The organism is Pseudomonas sp. RC10-4-2 (assembly GCF_050433085.1).
In the GTDB taxonomy this organism is placed as follows: domain Bacteria; phylum Pseudomonadota; class Gammaproteobacteria; order Pseudomonadales; family Pseudomonadaceae; genus Pseudomonas; species Pseudomonas aeruginosa.
Genome location: NZ_JBNPXX010000008.1, coordinates 23,849 through 49,574 on the forward strand (window position 1 = coordinate 23,849; position 25,726 = coordinate 49,574).

Below are 25,726 nucleotides of genomic sequence, written 5' to 3' on the forward strand. Positions count from 1 at the left end.
ACGGAGACAAGGCCCCGAGCATGCTCAACACGCTGCGCAAGATCGTCCAGGAAGTGAACTCCGCCAAGGATCTGAAGGCGGCGCTGGGCATCATCGTGCAGCGGGTCAAGGAAGCCATGGGTACCCAGGTCTGCTCGGTGTACCTGCTCGACACCGAGACCCAGCGTTTCGTCCTGATGGCCACCGAAGGCCTCAACAAGCGTTCCATCGGCAAGGTCAGCATGGCTCCCAGCGAAGGCCTGGTCGGCCTGGTCGGCACCCGTGAGGAGCCGCTCAACCTGGAGAACGCCGCCGCCCACCCGCGCTACCGCTATTTCGCCGAGACCGGCGAGGAGCGCTACGCGTCGTTCCTCGGCGCGCCGATCATCCACCATCGGCGGGTGATGGGGGTGCTGGTGGTGCAGCAGAAGGAGCGCCGCCAGTTCGACGAAGGCGAGGAAGCCTTCCTCGTCACCATGAGCGCCCAGCTCGCCGGGGTCATCGCGCATGCCGAGGCGACCGGTTCGATCCGCGGCCTGGGCAAGCTCGGCAAGGGCATCCAGGAAGCCAAGTTCGTCGGCGTGCCCGGCGCCCCCGGGGTCGGGGTGGGCAAGGCGGTGGTGGTGTTGCCGCCGGCCGACCTGGAAGTGGTGCCGGACAAGCAGGTCGACGACATCGACGCCGAGATCGCCCTGTTCAAGCAGGCCCTGGAGGGCGTTCGCGCCGACATGCGCGCGCTGTCGAGCAAGCTCGCCAGCCAGTTGCGCAAGGAAGAACGCGCGCTGTTCGACGTCTACCTGATGATGCTCGACGATGCCTCCATCGGCAACGAGGTCAAGCGCATCATCCGTACCGGCCAGTGGGCCCAGGGCGCCCTGCGCCAGGTGGTGATGGAGCACGTGCAGCGCTTCGAGCTGATGGACGACGCCTATCTCCGCGAGCGCGCCTCCGACGTCAAGGACATAGGTCGCCGCCTGCTCGCCTACCTCCAGGAAGAACGCAAGCAGAACCTGACCTACCCGGAACAGACCATCATCGTCAGCGAGGAGCTGTCGCCGGCGATGCTCGGCGAGGTGCCGGAAGGGCGCCTGGTCGGCCTGGTCTCGGTGCTCGGCTCGGGCAACTCGCACGTGGCGATCCTCGCCCGTGCCATGGGCATCCCCACGGTGATGGGGGCGGTCGACCTGCCGTACTCCAAGGTCGACGGTATCGACCTGATCGTCGATGGCTACCACGGCGAGGTCTACACCAACCCCTCCGCCGAGCTGGTGCGCCAGTACAGCGACGTGGTCGCCGAGGAGCGCGAGCTGAGCAAGGGCCTGGCGGCCCTGCGCGAGCTGCCCTGCGAGACCCTCGACGGCCACCGCATGCCGCTCTGGGTCAACACCGGCCTGCTCGCCGATGTCGCCCGCGCCCAGGAGCGTGGCGCCGAGGGAGTGGGCCTGTACCGCACCGAAGTGCCGTTCATGATCAACGACCGCTTCCCCAGCGAGAAGGAACAGTTGGCGATCTACCGCGAGCAGCTCAGTGCCTTCCACCCGCTGCCGGTGACCATGCGCACCCTGGATATCGGCGGCGACAAGGCGCTGTCCTACTTCCCGATCAAGGAAGACAACCCGTTCCTCGGCTGGCGCGGCATCCGCGTCACCCTCGACCACCCGGAGATCTTCCTGGTCCAGACCCGCGCCATGCTCAAGGCCAGCGAAGGACTGGACAACCTGCGCATCCTGCTGCCGATGATCTCCGGCACCCACGAGCTGGAAGAGGCCCTGCACCTGATCCACCGCGCCTGGGGCGAGGTGCGCGACGAGGGCGTGGACATCGCCATGCCGCCCATCGGCATGATGGTCGAGATTCCCGCCGCCGTGTACCAGACCCGCGAGCTGGCCCGCCAGGTCGACTTCCTTTCGGTCGGTTCGAACGACCTGACCCAGTACCTGCTGGCGGTCGACCGCAACAATCCGCGGGTCGCCGACCTCTACGACTACCTGCATCCGGCCGTTCTGCATGCGTTGAAGAAGGTGGTCGACGATGCCCACCTGGAAGGCAAGCCGGTGAGCATCTGCGGCGAGATGGCCGGCGATCCCGCGGCTGCCGTGCTGCTGATGGCGATGGGCTTCGACAGCCTGTCGATGAACGCCACTAACCTGCCCAAGGTGAAGTGGCTGCTGCGCCAGATCACCCTGGACAAGGCCCGGGACCTGCTCGGCCAGTTGCTCACCTTCGACAACCCGCAGGTCATCCACAGCTCGCTGCACCTGGCGTTGCGCAACCTCGGCCTGGGTCGCGTGATCAACCCGGCGGCTACCGTCCAGCCCTGATTTCCCGCGCGCCGGACGCTTCGTCGTGCGGCGCTTACGCTTTCCCCGCAAGCGTATAGACTGCCTGCCATTCGGTAGAGGCCACTGGCCAGTCGAACGTGCGAGGGATTGCCGCAAAATGGACGAACGGGCGTCGAAGCCGCCAGGTCTTCTTCCGCTGTCACGCGAAGACCTTGAGAAAACCCTGCGATATGCCCTGGAGATCGTCAGCGACGGGATCTGGGACTGGAACATCGCGACCAACCAGGTCAGCCGCAGCGCCGGCTGGTACCTGATGCTCGGCTATCCGCCGCATAGCCTGCCGGAGAGCGTGGAGACCTGGAAGAGCATCATCCATCCCGAGGACTATCCGCGGGTGATGGCCAGCTTCCAGGCCTACCTCGACGGCGAAAGCCCGGAATACTGCGAGGAATACCGCTGCCGCACCTACAGCGGGGATTACCTGTGGATCAGCGATCGCGGGCGTTTCGTCGAGTTCGACGAGCGCGGCGAGCCGCGGCGGATGATCGGTGCGCACCACGAGATCCATCAGCGCAAGCTGGTCGAGCTGGAGTTGCAGCAGCGCAACGAGGAACTGTTCGACTGGAACCTGCGTCTCGAGGAACTGGTGGCCGAGCGCACCGAGGCGCTGCACCGGGTCAACCAGGCGCTGGCCTCGAAGATGGCCGAGGCCCAGCGCCTGAGCGAAATCGATCCGCTCACCGAGCTGTACAACCGACGCAAGTTCGAGCAGTGCCTGCACCATGAATGGATGCGCCGGCAGCGCCATGGACGCGCCACGGCACTGGTGATGATCGATGTCGATCACTTCAAGCGGATCAACGACCTGTTCGGCCACTCCACCGGTGATCGCGTGCTGGTCGCCTTCGGCCGCCTGGTTGCCAGCGAGCTGCGCGAGGTCGACGTGCTGGCGCGCTGGGGTGGCGAGGAGTTCATCCTGCTGCTCCCGGAAACCGGCCTGGAGGCCGCGGCGGCCTTGGCCGAACGCCTGCGCCAGCGGGTTCGCTCGCAGTCCTTCGAGATGGGCGAGCGGTTGACCGCCAGCTTTGGCGTCGGCGTGCTGAATGATGGCGAGACCCTCGACCTGCTGCTGTGCCGGGTGGACGACGCCCTCTATCGGGCCAAGCAGCGTCGCGATTGCGTGGCCTGTTGCTGAAGGTCAGCCTGGCGGCAGCACCAGGCTGACCTCGCCGAGCCGGGCGCCGGACGGCCCGAAGCTGCGCTCGATCATCTCCCGCGTGCCGTCGGCGTGTACCCGTACGACGCTGCTGGCGCGAGTGCCGTAGCTCGGGCTGGCGATGAACACGCTGGAGAGCAGGCGTTCCGTGGCCAGACCCACGCCGGTATCCGGCAACTGGCCGTCGGCGGCCGGCGCTGCGTCGGCCAGCAGCTCCAGCAGGGCCTGCGGATGCGGCTCGGCAAGCCGCTCGGCGAGGGCGGCGCGAGCCTTGAGCAGCTTCGGCCAGGGCGTATCGAGGGCCGCGTTGGACAGCCCGTAGATCCCCGCCGGCAGCAGGCGCGGTGGCCCTACGCGGGGGTTGTAGTGCCAGAGCTGATGGCGATCGCCAATGAGCAGGTTGAAGCCGGAATAGTCCGCGGCGCGCCCGGCGACCTGCGCCAGGTAGTCGGCCGGGTTGCCGCCGCCGCGCAGGAAGTCCGCCACCAGTTCGCCACGGGAGCGCTTGCCGAGAGCCTGCGACGGATCGCGGACGTTGGTCAGGGCGGCGAAACGGCCGGCCGGGCCGAGCCCCAGCCAGGTGCCGCCGGCCTCCAGGTCGCGTCCGGCGAATACCCCCTCGGCGTCCTCCCAGGCCGCCAGCGGCAGGCTCGGGCGGGCATAGAATTCGTCACGGTTGGCGGCGACCAGCAGCGGCAGGGCGTGCCCCGGTTGCCAGGCGAAGACGATCAGGCACATGCGCGGTCCTTGGGATGGGCTGGCCGTCAGGCTAAAGGCATCCGCCATCGCCGTTCAAGCACGACGCCTGCCGCACGGCGCGCAATTCCGTTACCATGCCGGCTTTCCAACGGGGGCGTGCATGGAGTTTCTCCTCTATATCGTGCTGGGCGCCTGTGCCGGCGTGCTGGCCGGACTGTTCGGCGTCGGCGGCGGCCTGATCATCGTCCCGGCGCTGGTCTTCAGCTTCACCGCGCACGGTTTCGGCGGCGACGTCCTGACCCAGATGGCGGTCGGCACCTCCCTGGCGACCATCGTCTTCACTTCGATCAATTCCATTCTCGAACACCATCGGCGCGGTGCGGTGCGCTGGCCGGTGTTCGCCTGGATGACCCTCGGCATCCTCATCGGCAGTGCCCTCGGCGCGCTGACCGCGGCGCAGATCAAGGGGCCGCTGTTGCAGAAGATAATCGGGGTGTTCGCCATCCTGGTCGCTTTGCAGATGGTTCTCGACCTCAAGCCCAAGGGTAGCCGCGAGGTGCCCGGCAAGGGCGGCCTGACCCTGGCCGGCGCGGTGATCGGCTGGGCCTCGGCGATCTTCGGCATCGGCGGCGGTTCGCTGACCGTGCCTTTCCTCAGTTGGCGCAGCGTGCCGATGCAGCAGGCGGTGGCGACTTCCTCGGCCTGCGGCCTTCCTATCGCCATTTCCGGCGCTCTGTCGTTCATCGCGGTCGGCTGGCACAACCCGCAGTTGCCGGAGTGGAGCCTGGGCTACGTCTATCTGCCGGCGTTGGTCGGCATCGCCGCCACCAGTATGCTGTTCGCCCGCTTCGGCGCGCGCCTGGCGCATCGTTTGTCGCCGCGCGTACTCAAGCGACTGTTCGCCCTGCTGCTGTTCAGCGTGGGCATAAGTTTCCTGACCCCCGATCTCGCTTTTCTGTCGTAGGAGTTATCGATGCTGACGTATCCCCAGATCGATCCGGTTGCGCTGGCCATCGGCCCGCTGAAGATCCACTGGTACGGGCTGATGTACCTGATCGGGATCGGCGGCGCCTGGCTGCTGGCGTCGCGCCGGATGAAGCGCTTCGACCCGACCTGGACCAAGGAGCGCCTTTCCGACCTGGTCTTCTGGGTCGCCTGCGGCGTGATCCTCGGTGGCCGCCTGGGCTACGTGCTGTTCTACAACCTGGACGAGTACATCGCCAACCCGACGCTGATCTTCGAGGTCTGGAAAGGCGGCATGTCCTTCCATGGCGGCCTGCTCGGCGTGATGCTGGCGGTCTGGTGGTTCGGCAAGCGCCATGGCAAGAGCTTCTTCCAGCTGATGGACTTCATCGCCCCGCTGGTGCCCATCGGCCTGGGCGCCGGGCGCATCGGCAACTTCATCAACTCGGAACTGTGGGGCAAGGTCAGCGATGTGCCCTGGGCCATGGTCTTCCCCAACGGCGGCCCGCTGCCGCGGCATCCCTCGCAGCTGTACCAGTTCGCCCTGGAAGGCGTGGCGCTGTTCGTCATCCTCTGGCTGTTCACCCGCAAGCCACGGCCGACCGCCTCGGTCTCCGGCCTGTTCGTGCTGTGCTACGGGATCTTCCGCTTCGTTGTCGAATTCGTCCGCGTGCCGGATGCCCAGCTCGGCTACCTCGCCTGGGGTTGGCTGACCATGGGCCAGGTGCTCTGCGTACCGATGGTGCTGGCCGGCATTGCCCTGATGGTCTGGGCCTACCGCCGCGACGCGGCGCAGCCGAAGGCGGCCTGAGCCGCTTTTCGTGCCCGGGGCGGATAACGTCGCAGGCGTCATCCGCTCCGGGCAGCCGGCTTTCCGCTCCAGGGCGTGCATGGCTTGCGCCGGTCGCGCCGAACTGGCGATGCAGGCTCCGTCGCCGTAGACTTGGCCATCCTTCTGTCATCCCTCGGTGGGAGCCGCCACGTCGGCGCCGCACCGATATCGATCCGAGCCTCCGATGAAACAGTACCTCGACCTGATGCGCCACGTGCGCGAGCACGGCACCTTCAAGAGCGACCGCACCGGCACCGGCACCTATAGCGTGTTCGGCCACCAGATGCGCTTCGACCTGGCCGCGGGCTTCCCCCTGGTGACCACCAAGAAGTGCCACCTCAAGTCGATCGTCCACGAGCTGCTGTGGTTCCTCAAGGGCTCCACCAATATCGCCTACCTCAAGGAGCACGGCGTCTCGATCTGGGACGAATGGGCCGACGAGAACGGCGACCTCGGCCCGGTGTATGGCTACCAGTGGCGCTCCTGGCCGGCGCCGGACGGCCGCCACATCGACCAGATCGCCAACCTGATGGCGATGCTGAAGAAGAATCCGGACTCGCGCCGGCTGATCGTCTCCGCCTGGAACCCGGCGCTGATCGACGAGATGGCCCTGCCGCCCTGCCACGCGCTGTTCCAGTTCTACGTCGCCGACGGCAAGCTCAGCTGCCAGCTCTACCAACGTTCGGCGGACATCTTCCTCGGCGTACCCTTCAATATCGCCAGCTATGCCCTGCTGACCCTGATGGTGGCGCAGGTCGCCGGCCTGCAGCCGGGCGAGTTCATCTGGACCGGCGGCGATTGCCACCTGTACGCCAACCACCTGGAGCAGGCCGACCTGCAGCTGACCCGCGAGCCGCTGCCGTTGCCGAGCATGAAGCTGAATCCCGAGGTGAAGGATCTGTTCGACTTTCGCTTCGAGGACTTCGAGCTGGTCGGCTACGAGGCCCATCCGCACATCAAGGCACCGGTCGCGGTCTGACCCTTCGGCGGAGCCGTCGGCTCCGCTCAACCGAACAGGCGACGGTACCAGGGAAGCGCGCGCCAGTCCCGCAAAGCCCGCTCCGCATCTTCTGCGCGTTGCAGCGCCTGTTCCAGGGCCTGCTCCAGCGGAGCGACCGGATGGCTCATGGCATGGCCATGGCAGAGCTGGAAGTCGTCCAGCAGGTTCGGCGGTAGCGCGAAGGCGCCTTCCAGGCGGGCCTGTTCCTCCGCCAGGTAATAGCCGTTGAGGCCGTCGAAGTGGACGAAACGGTAGCCCGCGGCGAGCAGCGGCGCTTTCCACTCGGGGTCGTGGTCGAATGGAGTTTCCGCGAGGATCAGCCACGGGCGCCAGCGGTTCAGGTCGAGGCCGCGGAGCACCGCGCCTTCCAGCCCTTCGACGTCGATCTTGAGGAAGTGGATCGGCCCTTCGACATGGGCCGCGCAGATCGCGTCCAGGGTGCTGACCTTCACTTCGCGCGGGGTGGCCGTGCAGCCCTCGGCCTGGCGCTGGCGGGCTAGCTCGGGGTCCAGGGTGGAGAGACCCGAGGCGGCCATCTCGTAGAGCGTGGCGCGGCCTTCGCGCTCGCCAATGGCGAGGTTCAGGTTGAGGTCTTCCGGCCGTTCCCGCTCCAGCTCGCGGTGCAGGTGGGGCAGCGGTTCGATGTTGATGCCGCGCCAGCCGCGCTCGTAGAACGCCAGGGTGACCGAGTCGATCCGCGGGTGGTTGGCGCCGACGTCGATGTAGAACCCCCTGGGGAAGAGTTTCAGGGCCCGCCAGAGTCGGACGTCTTCCAGGTTCTGCGCGTAGGAAACGAAGGGCATGGGCCTACCTCTTGGGCGATCGTCGCCCAGTCTGTCATTCCCCGCGCCCGCTCTCCAGCAATTCGGCCAGCGCGTCGATCTGTTCCTGGCGGTCGCTGCCGCCCACCCGCCTGCCGTTCAGCGACGACCACTCCGGATGCGCGCGCGCCTTGCGCAGCGCTTCCGGCAGCTTGCCTTCGCGCCACTGCTTGTCCTCCGGGGTTTCCAGGCGGATCGCCTCGACCGCCGCGTGGCCGCGCGTTTGCAGGGCTGCCAGGAGCTGCCGTTGGCGCAGCGCGAGCAAGCGCAGCACGGCGTCGTTGACGGTCAGCTCGCGGGCGCCCTTGAGCTTGCCGAGCAGGCGCGAGCCGTAGTGGCCGACGGTCTGCCAGGCGCCGCCGGCGAGGGCACCGAGGGCGGCGGCGGCGCCAAGGGTGACGCCGCCCACCAGCAGGTCGATGCCGGCGCCGGCCGCGGCACCGGCCGCAACCCCGCCGCCGAGGCGAATACCGAGTTGGCGCAGGGTCTCCGGATTGAACAGATCGTCGCCCCAGCGGCCGTCGAGCAGCGGCAGGTCGGCGGCGCGGGCGTCGTCCCTGGCGAAGGCGTAGAGCCGCAGCAACGCTTCCACGCAGGCCTGCTCGCGCTTGCGCACCTGCTGGTGCAGGTCGCGGGTGGCTTCCTGCACGGCGCTTTCGCCGCCGGGCACCAGGCGCCGGCAGGCGGCGACGTCGACCAGCAATTCGGCGATCAGCCGTTGCCCGGCGCGCAGGCGCGCGGCGGCCTGGGTCTCATGGTCGGCGATCAGCCGGTCGAGTTGCGGCCGGGCGCGCTCCAGCAGCAGCGCCAGGCTCTCGTAGAGGCGCCGTTCGCCGTCCAGCGGCGGCGCCACGCTGTCGAAACGCACCAGGGCGTGCAGGCCCAGGCGAGCGAGGGCGGCGCGCCACTCCTCCTCGCGATGCTGCGGGCTGGCGACGAAGTTCAGCACCGGCAGCAGCGGCCGGCCGCAGCCGGCGAGCACCGCCAGTTCGTCGCGATACTTGGCCAGCACCGGTTCGCGGGCGTCGATCACGTAGAGCCCGGCGTCGGAGGCGAGCAACTGGCGGACCACCTTGGCTTCCTGTTCGAAACGCCCGCGCGCTTCGTTGCTGTCCAGCAACCGCGCCATGCGTTCCGGGCCATCGAGACGCTCGCCGGGGCGCTCCAGGGCGTCCAGGTAGTCGAGCAGGGCGATGGCGTCTTCCAGGCCGGGCGTGTCGTAGAGTTCCAGCAGCGCTTCGCCGTCCACCGACAGCCTGGCGCCCTCGACGTGGCGGGTGGTGCTGGGGCGATGGGAGACTTCGCCGAATCCACGGTCGCGAGTCAGGGTGCGCAGCAGCGAGGTCTTGCCGGTATTGGTGTGGCCGACCACGGCCAGGATCAGCGGCTCAGTCATGGCCGGTCTCCAACCAGGCCAGCGGCGAGGTCTCGCCGTGCGGCAGTTGCAGGCGTTCCAGGGCGGCGTGCCAGTCACCCAGGCGGTCGCTGTCGAGCGCTTCGCCGGGCGGAGCCTGGAGCAGCCAGATGCGGGTGCTGGCGGCGCAGCGGGCGAGTTCGCCGAGCAGTGCCAGGGTGCCGCGGTCCGGCGAGCGACGCGGGTCGCAGGCGATGGCCAGGCGCGCCGGCGGGTAGCGGGTCAGTTGTTCGAGCAGGCGACGGCGCTGCTGGCCGTCGTCGAGGATGCCGGCGTCGGCGACGCCTTCGGCGAGCTTCGGCGGCCAGGGCCGGCGATCGTCCAGCTCCACCGCCACCAGCACCGCTCCGGCGGCTTCCTGGCTGGACTGGCCGCCCTGCGGCTCCGGCAGCCAGTCCGGTGCCGCGTCGCTGACGCCGAGGCGTTCGCTGGCCGGCATCAAGCGTTCGCGCAGCAGGCTGTAGCCTGGGTCGTCGAGGTCCAGGTCGAGGTGGGCCAGGCCGCGTTTCCAGCGCCACAGGCAGAGCAGACCGAGCAGCGCGCGCGGCAGGACCCCATAGACCAGCAGTACGCCTACCAGCCAGCCGGCCCAGGCGTGCCGTGCGGCTTCGCTGGCCAGGGCGGCGTCGCCGCTGGCGCGGATCAGCTCGGCGTCCGGCAACGGGAAGCCAAGCAACGCCGGCAGGGCGCCGAGCGCCTGGGTGAGGGCTATGAAGGTATCGCTGCCGAGAATGGTGGTTTCCCAGACGAAACCGTAGCGGCGGGTCGCCAGCAGGCCGAGGAGCATGGCCAGCGCGGTCAGCAGGCCGAGCAGCCAGAGCCCGTGGACCAGCGCGCCGAGGCCCCAGCGCGCCAGCCGGCGCCGGCCGAGCAGGACCAATAGCGCCGGCGCCAGGTGCGCGGCGCGGGCATCGCGCGCCAGCTTGCCGCTGAGCCACAGCCAGAGCCGGCCGAGCGCGCCCGCGGCCTCGCCGCCGGCGAGCAGGCCGAGGGCCCAGCCGAGCAGGGTCAGCAGGTGCAGGCCGAGGAGGCTGGCCAGCGCCCAGAACACGTTGACCGGGCGCTGGCCATCGCCGAGCGCGGCGAAGGCCAGTCCGGCGCCGCTGGCCAGGGCCAGCACCAGCAGCAGGGCCAGCGCCAGCCGCGAACCCTGGCGCCAGGTCCGCTGGGCGTCGAGCAGGCCCTCGCGGCGGCCCAGCCAGTGGGCGCGGGTGAGAATACGGCGCGGCAGGGAACCGCCCTGGGCCAGCGCCTGGCGAACCGCCTCGCTGTCTTCCAGCGGACCGGCCTGCTCCTCGCGCAGGCGAACGGCCTCGGTCAGCCAGAGGGCCTCGAGGCCGGGATGCGTCGTGTGACTCAAGTCACCTCCTGTGTCGATTTCCCTGCCGAGCGTGAATCGTGCCCGGCCAACGGCGTCTGATCAGCGCCAAACATAGCAAAAAGCGCCCCGGCGGCTCATGCTGGCTTGCCAGCCGGCTGGCGGCGGGGTGTGGGATTTTGACTGGCGCCGTGGCGAAAGCGTTCGGCGCCGGTAGCGAGAGGAACACTGAGATGAAGGTAGTACGCCGATACCCCCTGGCGCTGTTGCTGGGGATGGCGGGCGCGCTGGCCGACGAGTTGCCCGATGGCTCCTTGCTGCAACGCTATGGCGTGCAGGCCGACCAGTTGCCGACCCTGGCGGCGGATCCGCCGTCGCGCAAGGAGGAGAAGGAAACGCCGTCGCGCTTCCGGGTGGAGCCGGAGCAGCCCTTGGTGACCTTTGGCGTCAAGGACCACAAGGGCATGGAACCCACTGGCAACCCGTCGATCGACGCCATGCACGAGCGCGATCGGCGGATCTGCCGGAACATCAGGCGGCAGGCACTGGAGAAAGGCAAGGCACAGCCCTTCGACGGCTACATCGAGTGTCCATGAGGCCGGCGCCCGCGTACGAGCGCCGGTCGGGCTGCGTCAGCGCTGCTCGCGCAGGCGCACGGCGACGTCCGGCTGGTCGCTGAACAGGCCGTCGATGCCGGCGTCGAGGTAGGCCCTGATCTCGCCGGCCAGGTCGCCGCGCGACTGCGGGTTGCCGTCGGCGCTGCGGAACTCCGCCGGAAGGAAGCTGTTTTCCGCGCGGAAGGTGTAGGGATGCACCTTCAGCCCGGCGGCGTGGGCGTCGCCGACGAAGCGGGTCGGCTGGCCGAGGTTGCCGTTGGCATCGCGGGGAATCACGTAGCTCTTGTCCGGACCGACCCCGTAGGCGTAGCGCGCCACCTGGCGCAGGCCCTTGGCGGTGGCCATCTCGGCGTAGGTCAGGCTGCCGCCGGCAGCCTGCTGGTCGTAGGGCTGGCCGCTGCCGTAGAGCTGGACCAGGCGGATGCCGGTGAGGCGCTTGAGTTCCTTCAGGTTGTTCACCTCGAAGGACTGGATGAATACCGGCGCGCGCGGACCGAGGTAGCCGTTGCGGTGCAGGGTCTTCACCAGTGGGCGTTCCATGGCCAGGCCGAGGCGCTGGAAGTGGGTGCCGTGCTTGATCTCGGGGTACAGGCCGATGGTGCGTTGCTGGCTGATCTGCAGGCTTTTCACCAGGTCGATGATCTCCTGCAGGGTGGGGATCTCGAAGGTGCCGTCCAGGCGCGCATTGCCCGGGCGGATCGTGGGGATGCGCTCGATGGCGCGCAGGGTCTTCAGTTCGGCGAGGGTGAAGTCTTCGCTGAACCAGCCGGTGAGTTCCACTCCGTCGACTTTCTGCGTGCGCTTGCGGTCGGCGAATTCCGGGTGCTGGGCGACATCGGTGGTCAGGCCCAGCTCGTTGTCGTGGCGGGCGACCAGCTTGCCGTCGCGGGTCATCACCAGGTCCGGCTCGACGTAGTCGGCGCCCATCATCACCGCCAGGGCGTAGGCGCCCAGGGTGTGTTCCGGTACGTAACCGCTGGCGCCACGGTGGGCGATGACCAGCGGCGAGCGTTCGTGGCCGGCCGGGTGGCGAACGGAGGCCTGGCCCTGGGCCCAGTCGATGGCGCGTTGTACGTTGCCGGTGTCGGCGTGGGCGGCGCTGGCCAGGCCAGCGGCGAGCATCAGGCAGGCGGCGCCGAGGTGGCGGCGCAGGAAGGCTGGTTGCATGACGGGTCCTCGTCGGCGGTTCGGGAGTGTTCCAGTCCAGCAGATTGACGCAGCCAGGTGATACTTCTTTGCCCGTTTCGCGACATTCCCGTGACAATCGCCGCCAGCGTGACGACGTCGGCGTTTTCCCGGCCAATCCAACGAAAGGGGCGGACGGCCGGGGCAGGGTATAGGGTGACGGCGCTCGCATAACAATAAGAGGATCGGTGATGGCTTCCGCGCAACCTGCCTCCGCGTTTCCCTGCCTGTCGTTGCAACTGGCCTGCCTGTTGCTGGGCGCCTGGCTGGCCTTCGATGCCCACGGCGGCGGCCAGGCCGTGGCGCCGCCGGCCCGTGTCGAAGCGCGTGTGCCGACGGCCGCTACCGATGACTGGGGACGCCAGCCGGACAGCCTGATGAGCGCCGTGCCGCCGCGCACGCTGGAGGCGAGCGTCGGCGCCCGCGGCTCGGGATCGGCGAGTTCGCGACTGTGGATCGCCGATACCGACTTCCGCCTGCACGACGACATCGGTTTCTTCATCCAGCGCATGCTGATCCGCATGGAGCCGACTCGTCCCGGCGCGCCCTTGTCGCTCGACGATCCGACGGCGATGGTGGCGCGGATCCAGGCCGGCGAGATATTCGTCAGCGACGCCACCCTGGCGACCCTGCTCAACCAGGACCTCGCTGCGTCCCGCGCGGCCGTGCGCAACCTCAGTATGAACACCCGCAAGGACGGCCAGGAAGTGCGTGGCGAGTTGTTGCGCAAGGGGCGCTGGCGGCCGCTGCGGATGCTCACCGAGATCGAGCTGAGCGGTCCGCTGGAGGTGACCCTGGTACCCCGGCGGATCTTCGTCGACGGGGTCGAGGTCACTTCGTCGCTGGCGGCGGCCTCGATCGAGATGTCCGAGGTGCTGAAGCTGAAGACCCGGCACATGGAACTGGTCGGCAACCGCATCCGCGTCGACCTCGACGGTTTGTTCCCGCCGCCGCGCCTGGACTTCCGCGTCAGTCGCCTGGCCCTGGCCGACGGCGGCATGCAACTCGCCCTCGGCGACTCCCTGGCCGACCTGCAATGGCCGGCATTACGGGCGCCGGACAGCTACATGTTCATCGAGGGCGGCGATATCAAGATGGCGCGCACCGTGCTGGTCAAGGCCTATGCCCTGTTCACCAGCCTCAGCCCGGGGCAGCCGCTGCTGTTCAATCTCTACGACTACCGGCGGCAACTGCAGAACGGCGTGATCCGCCTGCGCGAGGACGGCATGGTGCAGATCGCCGTGTCGCCGGTGAAGGCGCCGGCGCCGCTGGAGGCACGGCTGTGAGCCGGCGTCCGTGGGGCGTACTGCTTGGCTGTTGCCTGTTGGCGGCCAGTGCGGCCCAGGCCGAAAGCGCCATCGACCGGCAGCAGCGCGAACTGGCCCTGCTGCGCGAGGGCTGGTACCGGCAGGTCCCGCCGGCGCCGGTGCCGCTGCCCATGCGTACGGCCGGGCCGGCGGATTCCGGCCAGGATGGCGTCGGCATACTGCTGCGCAACGTGGACATGTACCTGCGCGGCAACATCGGTTTCCACGTGCCCGAGGTGAAGGGCTGGCTGGTGCCGAACCGGGCCGGCCAGCCGGTGGACTTCGACCGTCCGCAGGACATGCATTTCCAGGTGATGGAGGGCGAGGTGCTGCTCAGCCCGCGGCAACTGGCCAACCTGTTCAACGAGCACATCCTCGCCTACGACGGGACCATGTTGAAGGACTTCCGCATGAGCAGTGCGGCGGGACGCCTGGAGGTGGAGGGGCGGGTGCGTCCGCTCGGCGTAGGGCCCTGGCTGCCGCTGCGGCTGGGCGGCGGCGTGGAGGTGGACGCGGCCAGCGGCGCGCTGGTCTATCGGCCCGACCAGTTGAGGGTGGTCGGTCTGCCGCTGTACGGGGCGATGAGCCTGGTCGGCCTGCCGATGTCGGCGCTGGTCAGCCTCGATCGGCCGGGGGCGAGCCTGGTGGGCAGCGCCATGCGCCTGGACTACCGCAAGGTCTTCCCGCTGCTGGGCATCGACGGCCACGTACAGGAGGCCTGGCTCGACGACCAGGGGCTGCACCTGCGTTTCTCCCAGGCGCCCGGCCAGCCGTCGCCGGTGTTCAGCCCGCCGGTCGCGGCGGGCCCATCCTTCCTCTGGCTACAGTCCGGCGACCTGAAGATCTTCGAAATCCTCATCACCTACGCCCAGGTGCTGCTGAAGACCGAGACCCCGGACCAGGTGCTGACCTTCAACCTGCAGGACTACCGCAAGGTGCTGGCGACCGGCACCACCCAGGTCAACGAGGATGGCACCTTCTTCATGCAGGTGCCGCCGTATGCCAATCCCTTGTAGGCCGGCCCGCACAGTTGGCCTGGAGTCCGCCGGCGCGAGTGTTTATCCTCGCGCCTTTGTCCTTCCACGATGAGGTAACCCCATGGCACGACCGCTGGCGATGATCGCCGCCCTTGGCGAGAACCGCGCGATCGGCATCGACAACCGCCTGCCCTGGCGCCTGCCGGCCGACCTCAAGCATTTCAAGGCGATGACCCTCGGCAAGCCGGTGATCATGGGGCGCAAGACCTGGGACTCGCTGGGTCGGCCGCTGCCGGGCCGGCTAAACCTGGTGGTCAGCCGCCAGGCCGGCCTGGCACTGGAGGGTGCGGAAGTGTTCGCCAGCCTGGACGCCGCGCTGGCGCGCGCCGAGGCGTGGGCGCAGGCGGAGGACGCCGACGAACTGATGCTGATCGGCGGCGCCCAGCTCTATGCCGAGGCCTTGCCGCGCGCCGCGCGTCTCTACCTGACCCGGGTTGGCCTGGCGCCGGAGGGCGACGCCTTTTTCCCCGAGATCGATGGTGCGGCCTGGCGCCTGGCGTCGAGCATCGAACACGCCGCGGCTGACGATGCGCCTGCCTACGCCTTCGAGGTATGGGAGCGCCGCTGACGGTTCCAGGCGGGGTCAGAGGGTGATCAGCTCCGCCTCGATCTTCTTCCCCGCCACTTCCAGCACGCCGATCCCGATCGGCAAGCTGAAGCGCCGCGGCCCGGCGCTGCCCGGGTTGAGGTAGAGCACGCCGTCGCGCTCTTCCTTCAGCGGCTTGTGCGAATGTCCGGCGACCACCACGTCGATGCCTTCGGCGGCCGGGTCGAGGTCGAGTCGCTTGAGGTCGTGCAGCACATAGAGGGTCAGCCGGCCGATCTTCAGCAGCAGGCGCTCGGGGATGTCCGCCGCCCAGTCCTGGGTGTCGTTGTTGCCGCGCACCACCGAGAGCGGCGCCAGGCGTTCCAGCTCGGCGAGGATTTCCGGCTTGCCGATGTCGCCGGCATGGATCAACTGGTCGCAGCCGCGCAACCGTTCCAGCGCCTCGGGCCGGAGCAGGCCATGGGTGTCGGCGATCAGGCCGATGCGCAACGGGCGGCGGGACTGGGGCATGGGCGCGGGTCCGGGTTGCGGGACGGAAGAGGGTGGCCGACGGGCATGGCCATGCCGTCGATCATACCCAACCATTGGCCGGGTACGAAAACCCTTCGGCGAAAACCGCGACGCCACCCGGAGGTGGCGCCGCGCCTATCAGTGTCCGGCCTTCTGGACCGGGCTTTCCGGCAGGAACCAGTTCAGCAGCAGGGCGCAGATGCCGCCGGTGGCGACCCCGGACTCCAGCACGTTGCGCAGCGCCGCGGGCATGTGCGCGAGGAACTCCGGCACCTGCGAAACGCCCAGGCCGAGGGCCAGGGATACGGCGATGATCAGCAGGGCACGGCGGTCCAGCTGGATGCCGGCGAGGATGTTGATGCCTGAAGCGGCCACCGCGCCGAACATCACCATCGCCGCGCCGCCCAGTACCGGTTCCGGCACCGCCTGGATGACCCCGGCGACGCTCGGGAACAGGCCGAGCAGGACCAGCATGGCGGCGATCCAGAGGCCGACGTAGCGGCTGGCCACGCCGGTGAGCTGGATCACCCCGTTGTTCTGGGCGAACACTGAGCTGGGGAAGGTATTGAAGATACCGGCGAGGAACGAGTTGGCGCCGTTGACCAGCACGCCGCCCTTGATCCGCTGCATCCACAGCGGGCCTTCCACCGGTTGCTTAGACACCTTGCTGGTGGCGGTGACGTCGCCGATGGCTTCCAGGGAGGTGACCAGGTAGATCACCAGCATCGGGATGAACAGCGGCCAGGAGAAGTCCAGGCCGAAGTGCAGCGGGGTCGGTACCTGGAACAGCTCGGCCTGGTGCATGCCGGTGAAGTCCAGGCGACCGAGGTAGCCGGCCAGCGCGTAGCCGACGGCCAGGGCGATGACGATGGCGCAACTGCGCATCCATACCACCGGGATGCGGTTGAGCACCACGATGATGCCCAGCACCACGCCGGACAGCAGCAGGTTCTCGCCGTTGGCGAAGGTGCCGTTGGACATCGCCGAGAAGCCGCCGCCCATGCTGATCAGGCCGACCTTGATCAGGGTCAGGCCGATCATCAGCACGACGATGCCGGTCACCAGCGGGGTGATCAGCCGCTTGACGAACGGCAGTATGCGCGAGATGCCCATCTCGACGAAGGAGCCGGCGATGACCACGCCGAAGATCGCCGCCATCACGCTTTCCACCGGCGTGCCCTGCTTGACCATCAGCGCCCCGCCGGCGATCAGCGGGCCGACGAAGTTGAAGCTGGTGCCCTGGACGATCAACAGTCCGGCGCCGAACGGGCCGAAGCGCTTGCACTGGACGAAGGTGGCGATGCCGGAGATCACCAGCGACATCGACACGATCAGATTGGTGTCGCGCGGCGATACGCCCAGCGCCTGGCAGATCAGCAGGCCGGGGGTAACGATCGGCACGATGATCGCCAGCAGGTGCTGGAGGGCGGCGAGCAGGGCGATGGGAGCGCTGGGACGGTCGTCCAGGCCATAGACCAGGTCGTTGCGGGCGCTGGCGTCCGACGGGCTTTGCAGGGAACTCATGGTGGCGGTCCGGGGAAAAAGAGCGCGATTTTACTGGGCGAACACGGTCTCGCCCAGGCCTGGCTGCGCCGCATGTCGGCGGATAACGCCGGTGGCGTATGCGCCCTGCGGTTGGAGCGTGGGTGAGCGGTAGGGCGAATGACCGCTTGCGATTATCCGCCATTCGGCGCGCGTACGCGTGAATGAAAAAGCCCGGCGCGGGACCGGGCTTTTTTCGTCGCGGGACGATTCAGCCGTCCAGCAGCGCCTTGTTGCGTACCGCGCCCTTGTCGGCGCTGGTGGCGAGCAGGGCGTAGGCCTTGAGCGCGGTGCTGACGCGGCGGGCACGCGGCGCGGTCGGCTTCCAGCCCTTCTTGTCCTGTTCGGCGCGGCGTGCGGCGAGTTCTTCGTCGCTGACCAGCAGGTTGATCGAGCGATTGGGAATGTCGATCAGCACCTTGTCGCCGTCCTGCACCAGGCCGATGGCGCCGCCGGCGGCGGCTTCCGGGGAGGCGTGGCCGATGGACAGGCCCGAGGTGCCGCCGGAGAAGCGTCCGTCGGTGAGCAGGGCGCACTGCTTGCCCAGGCCCTTGGACTTCAGGTAGCTGGTCGGATAGAGCATTTCCTGCATGCCCGGCCCGCCCTTCGGTCCTTCGTAGCGGATGATCACGATGTCGCCGGCCTTCACCTCGTCGCCGAGGATGCCTTTCACCGCGGCGTCCTGGCTTTCGAAGATCTTCGCGCTGCCTTCGAACACGTGGATCGACTCGTCGACCCCGGCGGTCTTCACCACGCAGCCGTCGAGAGCGATGTTGCCGTAGAGCACGGCCAGCCCGCCTTCCTTGGAATAGGCATGCTCGACGCTGCGGATGCAGCCCTCGGCGCGGTCGTCGTCCAGGCTCGGCCAGCGGGTGTTCTGGCTGAACGCGGTCTGGGTCGGGATGCCCGCCGGACCGGCCTTGAAGAAGGTGTGCACGGCTTCGTCGCGGGTCTGGGTGATGTCCCACTGGGCGATGGCGTCGGCCATGCTCGGGCTGTGCACGGTGGGGACGTCGGTGTGCAGCAGGCCACCGCGGGCCAGTTCGCCGAGGATGGAGAAGATGCCGCCGGCGCGATGCACGTCTTCCATGTGGTACTTCTGGATGTTCGGCGCCACCTTGCACAGTTGCGGCACCTTGCGCGACAGGCGGTCGATGTCGCGCAGGTCGAACGGCACCTCGGCCTCCTGGGCGGCGGCCAGCAGGTGCAGGATGGTATTGGTCGAGCCGCCCATGGCGATGTCCAGGGTCATGGCGTTCTCGAAGGCCTTGAAGTTGGCGATGTTGCGCGGCAGCACGCTGTCGTCGCCTTCGCCGTAATAGCGCTGGCAGAGTTCCACGGCCAGGCGCCCGGCGCGCAGGAACAGTTGCTCGCGGTCGGCGTGGGTGGCCAGGGTCGAGCCGTTGCCCGGCAGCGACAGGCCGAGCGCCTCGGTCAGGCAGTTCATCGAGTTGGCGGTGAACATGCCGGAGCAGGAGCCGCAGGTCGGGCAGGCGCTGCGCTCGTACTCGGCGACCTTCTCGTCGGAGCAGGAGTCGTCGGCGGCCACCACCATGGCATCGACCAGGTCCAGGCCGTGGCTGGCCAGCTTGGTCTTGCCGGCTTCCATCGGCCCGCCGGAGACGAACACTACCGGGATGTTCAGGCGCAGCGCGGCCATCAGCATGCCGGGGGTGATCTTGTCGCAGTTGGAGATGCAGACGATGGCGTCGGCGCAGTGGGCGTTGACCATGTATTCCACGGAGTCGGCGATGATCTCCCGGCTCGGCAGCGAATAGAGCATGCCGTCGTGGCCCATGGCGATGCCGTCGTCGACGGCGATGGTGTTGAATTCCTTGGCCACGCCGCCGGCCTTCTCGATCTCGCGGGCGACCAGTTGGCCGAGGTCCTTCAGGTGCACGTGGCCGGGCACGAACTGGGTGAAGGAGTTGGCGATGGCGATGATCGGCTTCTTGAAGTCTTCGTCCTTCATCCCGGTGGCGCGCCAGAGGGCGCGGGCGCCGGCCATGTTGCGGCCGTGGGTGGAGGTTTTCGAGCGGTAATCGGGCATGACGATTTCCTGCGGCTAATCAGGTTCGGGTTATGACTGTATCGTGAGCGTCGAAGGAACCGGATGCAAACGGGGAATAGCCGAGTGTACGGAGTTGGCCGGGGTCTGAATGGGGTCACCATTGGCGACGGCCTGGGCTCACTGCCCGCCGGGGGATGATTGGCGAGGAATGCCCGGATTCTAAGCCCAGAGCGGGCGAATGGGGAAGGCTGGCGGTCGGCGGAGCGGCGCGTCGCGCCATGAGCGGCGGTGGCCGTAGGGCGGATGAACGCAGGCGCTCATCCGCCGGGACGGGCTCAGCCGTTGGGCAGCAGCCGGCAGGTCAGGCTCTTGATGTAGCGGGTTTCCGCGATCGCCAGGTGCACCGGATGGTCGGGGCCCTGGCCGCCGCGCTCGAGCAGCTGGATGTTGCGGTCGAGATGGCGGGCGCTGCCGATCAGGATGTTCTGCAGGTCGTCCTCGGGCAGGTGCATCGAGCAGGAGGCGCTGACCAGGATGCCGTCCTTGCTCAGCAGGCGCATGGCCTGTTCGTTGAGACGGCGGTAGGCGGCCTCGCCGTTCTTCAGGTCCTTCTTGCGCTTGATGAAGGCCGGCGGGTCGGCGATCACCACGTCGAAGCGTTCGTCGGCGGCCTTCAGCTCGCGCAGGGCCTCGAACACGTCGCCCTCGACGCAGGCGACCTTCTCCGCCACGCCGTTCAGTGCCGCGTTGCGCTCGACGCCGTCGAGGGCGAAGGCGGACGCGTCCACGCACATCACTTCGCTGGCGCCGAAGGCGGCGGCCTGGATGCCCCAGCCACCGATATAGCTGAACAGGTCGAGGACCCGCTTGCCCCGCACGTAGGGCGCCAGGCGCGCACGGTTCATGCGGTGGTCGTAGAACCAGCCGGTCTTCTGCCCGGCCAGCACCGGCGCCTCGAACTTCACGCCGTTCTCTTCCAGGGCGACCCACTCCGGCACTTCGCCGTAGGCATTGGCCACGTAGCGCTCCAGGCCCTCGGCGTCGCGCGCGCTGGAGTCGTTCTTCCAGAGCACGGCGGCGGGCTTGAGCACCTGCAGCAGGGCGGCGAGCACCTCGTCCTTGCGCAGTTCCATGGCTGCGGACGCCAGTTGCACCACCAGCACGTCGCCAAAGCGATCGACCACCAGGCCGGGCAGCAGGTCGGAATCGCCGTAGACCAGCCGGTAGAACGGCTTGTCGAAAAGCCGCTCGCGCAGGCTGAGGGCGATGTTGATGCGATGAACCAGCAGCGATTTGTCGAGAACGTGCTTGGTATCACGGGAAATGAGGCGGCCGCAGATGAGATTGTTCGGGCTCAGCGCGACGATGCCCAGCGGCTTGCCGTTGGCCATTTCCAGCACCGCCTGGTCGCCGGCGGCGAAGGCATTCAGCGGCGTCGCGGCGACATCCACCTCGTTGCTGTAGACCCACAGGTGGCCGGCGCGCAGGCGGCGCTCGGCGTTGGCTTTGAGACGCAAGCTGGGCAGGGTCATGGGAAAGGCTCCGGCAAAAGAGCGCGATTATAGCGCAGCGACGGGATTCGCCGCTGCGCGAACGCGGGCCGTTCAGCCGGCGAGGATTTCGATGAATCGACGGTTGAAGGCCGGGATGTCTTCGGGTTTGCGGCTGCTCACCAGCTTGCCGTCCACCGCTACCTCCTGGTCCACCCAGTGGCCGCCGGCGTTGTTGATGTCGTCCTTGAGCGACGGCCAACTGGTCAGGGTACGACCCTGCACCAGTCCGGCGGAGATCAGCAGCCAGGCGCCGTGGCAGATCACCGCCACCGGCTTGCTCGCCTGTTCGGCGCGGATCGCCAGTTCCTGGGCCTTGGCCAGGCTGCGGATCTGGTCGGAATTGATCACCCCGCCGGGCAGCAGCAGGGCGTCGTAGTCGTCCAGGCTGGCGTCTTCGAAGGTGCCGTCGACGCGGAAGGCCTCGGCTGGCTGGTGATGGTTCCAGCCGCGCACCTCGCCGGCCTTGTCGGAAAGAATCCTTACCGTGGCGCCGGCGTCTTCCAGGGCTTTTTTCGGACCGGTCAGTTCGACCTGTTCGAAACCGTCGGTCACCAGGGCGGCGACGACCTTGCCGTGCAGGGATTGGGTCATGGCATGTCTCCCGATATCAGAAGGGGTATTCATTCCGACCCTGGCGGCTGCGGGAAAAGTTCCATGTCCGTTGCCTGGCGCCGCTTTTCCGGTAGAAGCCCGCCCCATGGCGGGGTTCTCCGGGTAAACTGCGCGCACCGTCAACTTTCGCCTCCGTCCTCATGGTCCAAGAACTCACCGCCGAGCAGATCCGCCAGGCCCTGCAAGGCATCAGCGTGCCGCCGCAACCCCAGATCATGGTCGACCTGCAGATGGAGCAGGTCATGCCCAATCCGGACCTGAAGAACATTGCCAGGCTGATCAGCCAGGACCCGGGCCTTTCCGGGGCTCTCCTGAAACTGGTGAACTCGCCGTTCTTCGGCCTGGCCAATCGCATCACTTCGATCCAGCGCGCGGTGAACCTGCTGGGCAGTCGTTCGGTGATCAACCTGATCAACGCCCAGTCGATCAAGGGTGAGATGAGCGACGACACCATCGTCACCCTCAACCGTTTCTGGGACACCGCCCAGGACGTGGCCATGAGCTGCCTGAGCCTGGCCAAGCGGATCGGCTACGAATCGGTGGACGAAGCCTACGCTCTCGGCCTGTTCCACAATTGCGGCATCCCGCTGATGCTCAAGCGCTTCCCGCACTACATGGCGGTGCTGGAAGAGGCCTACGCCGCCGCCAGCGACGAACGCCGGGTGGTGGACACCGAGAACCGCGTGCTGAACACCAACCATGCGGTGGTCGGCTACTACACCGCGCGCTCCTGGCGCCTGCCGGAGCACGTCTGCGAGGCGATCGCCAACCACCACAACGCGTTGTCGATATTCGGCGACGAATCGGCACGCGATACCCAACTGAAGAACCTGCTGGCGATCCTGAAGATGGCCGAGCACATCTGCGGTTCGCACCGGGTCCTCGGCAACCAGCCGGAAGACCACGAATGGAACAGCATCGGTGCGCTGGTGCTGGACTACGTCGGGCTCACCGACTACGACTTCGAGAACCTCAAGGGCTCGATCCTCGAGCTGGGCGTCGGCCAGGGCAGCTACTGACTGGCCGCGCCGCGGCGCTTCCTGCTAAGGTGCCGCGGTCAACCGGATTGCTGCCGCCATGCCCGAACTACCCGAAGTCGAAACCACCCGCCGGGGCATCGCCCCCTACCTCGAAGGCCAGCGCGTCGAGCGCGTGATCGTGCGCGAGCGGCGCCTGCGCTGGCCGATTCCCGAAGACCTGGACGTGCGCCTGTCCGGACAACGCATCGTCAGCGTCGAGCGCCGCGCCAAGTACCTGCTGCTGGGCGCCGAGGCCGGTACGCTGATCAGCCACCTGGGCATGTCCGGCAGCCTGAGGCTGGTGGAGAGCGGCACCCCGGCCAGTCGCCACGAGCACGTCGACATCGAGCTGGCCTCGGGCATGGCCCTGCGCTACACCGATCCGCGGCGCTTCGGCGCCATGCTCTGGAGCCTGGCGCCACTGGAACACGAGTTGCTGCGCAACCTCGGCCCGGAACCGCTGACCGACGCTTTCGCCGGCCAGCGTCTGTTCGAGCTGTCGCGCGGGCGGAGCATGGCGGTCAAGCCGTTCATCATGGACAACGCGGTGGTGGTCGGGGTCGGCAACATCTACGCCAGCGAAGCGCTGTTCGCCGCCGGCATCGATCCGCGCAAGCCCGCCGGGAGCATCTCCAAGGCGCGCTACCTGCGCCTGGCGGAGGAGATCAAGCGGATCCTGGCGATCGCCATCGAGCGCGGCGGCACCACCCTGCGCGATTTCGTCGGCGGCGACGGCCAGCCCGGTTACTTCCAGCAGGAATTGTTCGTCTATGGCCGTGGCGGGGAGTTCTGCAAGGTCTGCGGCAGCACCCTGCGCGAGATCCGCCTAGGCCAGCGCGCCAGCGTGTACTGCCCGCGCTGCCAACGCTGAAGCGCCGCGCCGCGCATACTCTACCGCCACAAGAAGGGCCGCCACGGTGAGCGGCCTGCCATAAGAAAGGTGCACGATGTCCGGCAATTACCTGCCTCGCAACACCCTGGTCGAGTCGCTCGGCCATGCCATGCTGAAACTCTCCGGCTGGAAGATCGAGGGCCAATTGCCCGCGCTCGACAAGTTCGTGGTGATCGGCGCCCACCACACCTCGAACTGGGACTTCGTGGCCTTCCTTGCCGCCAAGTTCGTCCTGCGCCTGAACGCCCGCTGGTTCGGCAAGCACACCCTGTTCAACGGCCCGCTGGGCGGCCTGATGCGGCGCTGGGGCGGTATCCCGATCCAGCGCCACCTGAAGCTGAATACCGTGGACCAGGCGATCCAGGCCTTCCGCGAGCACCGCGAGTTCATGCTGATCATCGCTCCGGAAGGCACGCGCAAGAAGGTCGACCGCTGGCGCATGGGCTTCTACCACATCGCCCGTGGCGCCGGCGTACCGGTGGTGCCGGCGGCGCTGGACTACGAAAACCGGCGGATCGTCATCGGCGAACCCTTCTGGCCGACCGGCAACGAGGACGCCGACCTGTGCAGCCTGATCGGCTTCTACCGGCCGTTCATCCCGAAAAAGCCGCACTACGCATTCCTCGGCGATTGAAGGCGGTCACGCTGGCACTACCCGCAGCGCTGTTATAGTTAGGCGATATCTGCCCAACCAAAAACCAGAAAGGACCGCCTCCATGAACCTGTTTCGCACCACCGCGCTCGTGCTGGCGCTGACCACCGGGCTCTCGTCCATGCCCGCGCTGGCGGATGCCGTGCAGGAAAACGCCAGCGGCGACCCGATGTACACCGTCGAAGCGCCCCCCGCGTACGCCATGATCGGCGATCTGCTCATCGCCCGTCCCTTCCTGATCGCCGCCACGGCCGTCGGGGCGGTGGCCTTCGTGGTCAGCCTGCCGTTCACCGCGGCCAGCGGCAGCGTCGGCAAGGCCGGCCAGGCGCTGGTGGTCGATCCGGGCAAGGAAGCCTTCGTCCGTTGCCTGGGCTGCACCACCAGCGGCTATAACCACGACGAAAGCTGAGTTTCCAACGGAATGAAAAAAAGCCGGTCATCGACCGGCTTTTTGTTTTCTCGATGCATTGCAGGGGGCACGGAGATTGGGCTAAGTCTTTTCTTCCGCCACGGCAGGCGGCAGCTATAGCGCCGCATCGGCCGATGACAGATGTTCCGCACGGACCGTTCGCGGCACTTGATCGGACTCTCCGATGGTGACAGTGTCCTGCTGACCAGCAAGGTCACAAGGTCGACCAGGGGTGGCCGACCGGCTCAACCAAGATAAGGATTTCGCGTATGTTCAGTCAGTGGGTGTTCCTGTCCGTCCTTGCTCTTGCCGTACCCTCGTTCGCCTGGGCGGAGGATGCGGTGTCCGACCTCGCCAAGGAGCAGTCCAAGGCCGAGCAGGGCGACAAGCGCGGCGATGAACTGTTCGCCGAATTCACCCGCCTCCGCCAGGCCGCCGAGACGGGGGAGCCGCAGGCTCTGTTCGATTTCGGCGCCTACTTCTACCAGCAACAGAACTACGCCAGCGCGCGCGAATGGTGGGGCAAGGCGGCCGCTGCGGGGATGGTCCGCGCGCAGATCCAACTGGCCATGCTCTATCGCGATGGTGACGGCGGGCCACAGGACAAGACCGAGGCGGCACGCTGGTTCCGGAAGGCCGCGGAGCAGGGGGATGCCGCCGCCCAGAATGAAATGGGCGTTCTCTACTGGAGAGGCGAAGGGGTCGACCAGGACCGGGTGAAGGCCGGGACCTGGTTCGAACGCGCGGCGGCCAGCGGTAGCGAAGACGCCGAAACCAATCTGGGATGGTTCTACCTGGACGACTCGCAAGGCGTCTATTCCGCCACTTCAGACGAGGAAGCCGCCCTGCTGGACCGTTATGCCGGCAGCCGGGAAAAGGCCTTCCAGTGGTTCTGCAAGGCTGCGACCCAGGGAGATGCCCGTGCCCAGTTCAAGGTGGGCGAGGCCTACTGGAACGGTTCAGGTGCCGGGATGAACAAGCTGCAAGCACGGCTCTGGCTGGAAAAGGCCGCACAGCAGCAGGATGCGGATGCCATTGCCTGGCTGGAGAGCGCCGCGAACGCAGCCTGGTACACCCGCCTGGAAAACTGGATTCATGCTGCGCTGGATGGAGAGCTGTCCGGTGTCGCCGACTGCTCCGGTGCCGCCGATCGCCGGCACTCCGGCCGAGGCATGGAGGGCGCCCCGTCTGACCCGGAGGCGGTGGAAGCCAGTGCGGAGGATGCGCAGCAGGCGGTTGAAGCGGCGAGCCAGTGAGGCACGCCGCCTGGATTGCCAGCTGGACTCGTCGGCGAAATCCCTACGCGGCG

General features: G+C 67.8%; 24 protein-coding genes. 14 read left to right on the top strand and 10 right to left on the bottom strand.

Annotation, left to right across the window (positions count from 1 at the left end; genetic code table 11):
- Positions 1-20: 20 nt before the first annotated feature.
- Together ptsP and FHW81_RS27870 are read left to right on the top strand one after the other, a co-directional pair.
- The gene (ptsP, locus tag FHW81_RS27865; RefSeq protein ID WP_003084404.1) at positions 21-2,300 is read left to right on the top strand and encodes a phosphoenolpyruvate--protein phosphotransferase; all 2,280 of its coding nucleotides are present in this window, start codon (positions 21-23) and stop codon (positions 2,298-2,300) included.
- A 118-nt stretch (positions 2,301-2,418) separates the two neighbouring features.
- On the top strand, positions 2,419-3,456 hold the full coding sequence (locus FHW81_RS27870) for a sensor domain-containing diguanylate cyclase (protein ID WP_003112961.1): 1,038 nt from the start codon (positions 2,419-2,421) through the stop codon (positions 3,454-3,456).
- Between the two features lie 3 nt (positions 3,457-3,459).
- Here FHW81_RS27870 and FHW81_RS27875 read toward each other — a convergent pair whose 3' ends face one another.
- Positions 3,460-4,215 carry an NRDE family protein gene (locus tag FHW81_RS27875; protein ID WP_003112962.1) on the bottom strand — a complete coding sequence of 252 codons (756 nt, stop codon included), beginning with the start codon at positions 4,213-4,215 and terminating at the stop codon, positions 3,460-3,462.
- Between the two features lie 121 nt (positions 4,216-4,336).
- Between FHW81_RS27875 and FHW81_RS27880 the strand changes: the two genes are divergently transcribed.
- The 3 genes from FHW81_RS27880 (at position 4,337) to FHW81_RS27890 (ending at position 6,950) form a co-directional block, all read left to right on the top strand.
- On the top strand, positions 4,337-5,140 hold the full coding sequence (locus FHW81_RS27880) for a sulfite exporter TauE/SafE family protein (RefSeq protein ID WP_003110587.1): 804 nt from the start codon (positions 4,337-4,339) through the stop codon (positions 5,138-5,140).
- A 9-nt stretch (positions 5,141-5,149) separates the two neighbouring features.
- Entirely contained in the window at positions 5,150-5,950 is an 801-nt protein-coding gene (gene lgt, locus FHW81_RS27885) for a prolipoprotein diacylglyceryl transferase (RefSeq protein ID WP_003112963.1), read from the top strand.
- Positions 5,951-6,155: 205 nt separating this feature from the next.
- Positions 6,156-6,950, top strand: a complete 795-nt coding sequence (locus FHW81_RS27890; protein WP_003110588.1) for a thymidylate synthase — start codon at positions 6,156-6,158, stop codon at positions 6,948-6,950.
- Between the two features lie 26 nt (positions 6,951-6,976).
- Here the strand turns inward: FHW81_RS27890 and FHW81_RS27895 are convergent, their stop codons facing one another.
- The 3 genes from FHW81_RS27895 to FHW81_RS27905 are packed head-to-tail and all read right to left on the bottom strand — an operon-like array spanning position 6,977 to position 10,566.
- The gene (locus tag FHW81_RS27895; protein ID WP_003112965.1) at positions 6,977-7,774 is read right to left on the bottom strand and encodes an FkbM family methyltransferase; all 798 of its coding nucleotides are present in this window, start codon (positions 7,772-7,774) and stop codon (positions 6,977-6,979) included.
- Between the two features lie 34 nt (positions 7,775-7,808).
- A complete protein-coding gene (locus FHW81_RS27900) occupies positions 7,809-9,188 on the bottom strand; it encodes a GTPase/DUF3482 domain-containing protein (protein WP_003117881.1) in 1,380 nt (459 codons plus the stop codon).
- A complete protein-coding gene (locus tag FHW81_RS27905; protein WP_023091451.1) occupies positions 9,181-10,566 on the bottom strand; it encodes a DUF2868 domain-containing protein in 1,386 nt (461 codons plus the stop codon). Before FHW81_RS27905 ends, FHW81_RS27900 begins: the two co-directional genes overlap by 8 nt.
- A 191-nt stretch (positions 10,567-10,757) precedes the next feature.
- On the opposite strand from FHW81_RS27905, the gene FHW81_RS27910 reads away from it, so the two are divergent.
- Positions 10,758-11,120 (top strand): hypothetical protein, encoded by a 363-nt coding sequence (locus FHW81_RS27910; RefSeq protein ID WP_003102907.1) that lies wholly within the window; start codon positions 10,758-10,760, stop codon positions 11,118-11,120.
- Positions 11,121-11,156: 36 nt separating this feature from the next.
- Here FHW81_RS27910 and FHW81_RS27915 read toward each other — a convergent pair whose 3' ends face one another.
- Entirely contained in the window at positions 11,157-12,308 is a 1,152-nt protein-coding gene (locus tag FHW81_RS27915; RefSeq protein ID WP_003118786.1) for a glycerophosphodiester phosphodiesterase, read from the bottom strand.
- Between the two features lie 209 nt (positions 12,309-12,517).
- On the opposite strand from FHW81_RS27915, the gene FHW81_RS27920 reads away from it, so the two are divergent.
- The 3 genes from FHW81_RS27920 to FHW81_RS27930 all read left to right on the top strand — a co-directional run bounded on the left by FHW81_RS27920 (position 12,518) and on the right by FHW81_RS27930 (position 15,238).
- Positions 12,518-13,612 (top strand): hypothetical protein, encoded by a 1,095-nt coding sequence (locus tag FHW81_RS27920; RefSeq protein WP_003102900.1) that lies wholly within the window; start codon positions 12,518-12,520, stop codon positions 13,610-13,612.
- Positions 13,609-14,649, top strand: coding sequence for a hypothetical protein (locus FHW81_RS27925; RefSeq protein WP_023091450.1), 1,041 nt, complete (start codon positions 13,609-13,611; stop codon positions 14,647-14,649). The genes FHW81_RS27920 and FHW81_RS27925 overlap by 4 nt, the downstream gene beginning before the upstream one ends.
- A gap of 82 nt (positions 14,650-14,731) precedes the next feature.
- A complete protein-coding gene (locus FHW81_RS27930; RefSeq protein WP_003084430.1) occupies positions 14,732-15,238 on the top strand; it encodes a dihydrofolate reductase in 507 nt (168 codons plus the stop codon).
- A gap of 15 nt (positions 15,239-15,253) precedes the next feature.
- Here FHW81_RS27930 and FHW81_RS27935 read toward each other — a convergent pair whose 3' ends face one another.
- The 5 genes from FHW81_RS27935 to pfpI all read right to left on the bottom strand — a co-directional run bounded on the left by FHW81_RS27935 (position 15,254) and on the right by pfpI (position 21,424).
- Entirely contained in the window at positions 15,254-15,727 is a 474-nt protein-coding gene (locus FHW81_RS27935; RefSeq protein WP_003102894.1) for a metallophosphoesterase family protein, read from the bottom strand.
- 138 nt (positions 15,728-15,865) lie between these two features.
- Positions 15,866-17,251, bottom strand: coding sequence for a nucleobase:cation symporter-2 family protein (locus FHW81_RS27940; RefSeq protein ID WP_003102887.1), 1,386 nt, complete (start codon positions 17,249-17,251; stop codon positions 15,866-15,868).
- A gap of 229 nt (positions 17,252-17,480) precedes the next feature.
- Entirely contained in the window at positions 17,481-19,319 is a 1,839-nt protein-coding gene (gene ilvD, locus FHW81_RS27945) for a dihydroxy-acid dehydratase (protein WP_023130977.1), read from the bottom strand.
- A gap of 296 nt (positions 19,320-19,615) precedes the next feature.
- Entirely contained in the window at positions 19,616-20,812 is a 1,197-nt protein-coding gene (locus FHW81_RS27950) for a class I SAM-dependent rRNA methyltransferase (protein ID WP_003102882.1), read from the bottom strand.
- Between the two features lie 72 nt (positions 20,813-20,884).
- Entirely contained in the window at positions 20,885-21,424 is a 540-nt protein-coding gene (pfpI, locus tag FHW81_RS27955; protein WP_003102879.1) for a protease PfpI, read from the bottom strand.
- A gap of 215 nt (positions 21,425-21,639) precedes the next feature.
- Here pfpI and FHW81_RS27960 point away from each other — a divergent pair, with 215 nt between their 5' ends.
- The 5 genes from FHW81_RS27960 to FHW81_RS27980 all read left to right on the top strand — a co-directional run bounded on the left by FHW81_RS27960 (position 21,640) and on the right by FHW81_RS27980 (position 25,673).
- The gene (locus FHW81_RS27960) at positions 21,640-22,464 is read left to right on the top strand and encodes an HDOD domain-containing protein (protein WP_003118789.1); all 825 of its coding nucleotides are present in this window, start codon (positions 21,640-21,642) and stop codon (positions 22,462-22,464) included.
- A 58-nt stretch (positions 22,465-22,522) separates the two neighbouring features.
- Entirely contained in the window at positions 22,523-23,335 is an 813-nt protein-coding gene (gene mutM / locus FHW81_RS27965) for a bifunctional DNA-formamidopyrimidine glycosylase/DNA-(apurinic or apyrimidinic site) lyase (RefSeq protein ID WP_003102876.1), read from the top strand.
- Positions 23,336-23,411: 76 nt separating this feature from the next.
- Positions 23,412-23,990, top strand: a complete 579-nt coding sequence (locus tag FHW81_RS27970; protein WP_003084450.1) for a lysophospholipid acyltransferase family protein — start codon at positions 23,412-23,414, stop codon at positions 23,988-23,990.
- An 82-nt stretch (positions 23,991-24,072) separates the two neighbouring features.
- Entirely contained in the window at positions 24,073-24,417 is a 345-nt protein-coding gene (locus FHW81_RS27975) for a hypothetical protein (protein WP_003084452.1), read from the top strand.
- Positions 24,418-24,686: 269 nt separating this feature from the next.
- Complete coding sequence (locus FHW81_RS27980) at positions 24,687-25,673, top strand: tetratricopeptide repeat protein (protein ID WP_003118791.1); 987 nt, start codon at positions 24,687-24,689, stop codon at positions 25,671-25,673.
- Positions 25,674-25,726 lie beyond the last annotated feature (53 nt).

Coding starts and splice junctions, on each gene's coding strand:
- FHW81_RS27895 (WP_003112965.1), bottom strand. CDS start 7,774: ATGCCCTTCGTTTCCTACGCGCAGAACCTGGAAGACGTCCGACTCTGG.
- ilvD (WP_023130977.1), bottom strand. CDS start 19,319: ATGCCCGATTACCGCTCGAAAACCTCCACCCACGGCCGCAACATGGCC.
- pfpI (WP_003102879.1), bottom strand. CDS start 21,424: ATGACCCAATCCCTGCACGGCAAGGTCGTCGCCGCCCTGGTGACCGAC.
- FHW81_RS27870 (WP_003112961.1), top strand. CDS start 2,419: ATGGACGAACGGGCGTCGAAGCCGCCAGGTCTTCTTCCGCTGTCACGC.
- FHW81_RS27915 (WP_003118786.1), bottom strand. CDS start 12,308: ATGCAACCAGCCTTCCTGCGCCGCCACCTCGGCGCCGCCTGCCTGATG.
- FHW81_RS27880 (WP_003110587.1), top strand. CDS start 4,337: ATGGAGTTTCTCCTCTATATCGTGCTGGGCGCCTGTGCCGGCGTGCTG.
- FHW81_RS27890 (WP_003110588.1), top strand. CDS start 6,156: ATGAAACAGTACCTCGACCTGATGCGCCACGTGCGCGAGCACGGCACC.
- FHW81_RS27920 (WP_003102900.1), top strand. CDS start 12,518: ATGGCTTCCGCGCAACCTGCCTCCGCGTTTCCCTGCCTGTCGTTGCAA.
- FHW81_RS27975 (WP_003084452.1), top strand. CDS start 24,073: ATGAACCTGTTTCGCACCACCGCGCTCGTGCTGGCGCTGACCACCGGG.
- FHW81_RS27935 (WP_003102894.1), bottom strand. CDS start 15,727: ATGCCCCAGTCCCGCCGCCCGTTGCGCATCGGCCTGATCGCCGACACC.
- FHW81_RS27950 (WP_003102882.1), bottom strand. CDS start 20,812: ATGACCCTGCCCAGCTTGCGTCTCAAAGCCAACGCCGAGCGCCGCCTG.
- mutM (WP_003102876.1), top strand. CDS start 22,523: ATGCCCGAACTACCCGAAGTCGAAACCACCCGCCGGGGCATCGCCCCC.
- ptsP (WP_003084404.1), top strand. CDS start 21: ATGCTCAACACGCTGCGCAAGATCGTCCAGGAAGTGAACTCCGCCAAG.
- FHW81_RS27970 (WP_003084450.1), top strand. CDS start 23,412: ATGTCCGGCAATTACCTGCCTCGCAACACCCTGGTCGAGTCGCTCGGC.
- FHW81_RS27875 (WP_003112962.1), bottom strand. CDS start 4,215: ATGTGCCTGATCGTCTTCGCCTGGCAACCGGGGCACGCCCTGCCGCTG.
- FHW81_RS27930 (WP_003084430.1), top strand. CDS start 14,732: ATGGCACGACCGCTGGCGATGATCGCCGCCCTTGGCGAGAACCGCGCG.
- FHW81_RS27900 (WP_003117881.1), bottom strand. CDS start 9,188: ATGACTGAGCCGCTGATCCTGGCCGTGGTCGGCCACACCAATACCGGC.
- FHW81_RS27980 (WP_003118791.1), top strand. CDS start 24,687: ATGTTCAGTCAGTGGGTGTTCCTGTCCGTCCTTGCTCTTGCCGTACCC.
- lgt (WP_003112963.1), top strand. CDS start 5,150: ATGCTGACGTATCCCCAGATCGATCCGGTTGCGCTGGCCATCGGCCCG.
- FHW81_RS27940 (WP_003102887.1), bottom strand. CDS start 17,251: ATGAGTTCCCTGCAAAGCCCGTCGGACGCCAGCGCCCGCAACGACCTG.
- FHW81_RS27910 (WP_003102907.1), top strand. CDS start 10,758: ATGAAGGTAGTACGCCGATACCCCCTGGCGCTGTTGCTGGGGATGGCG.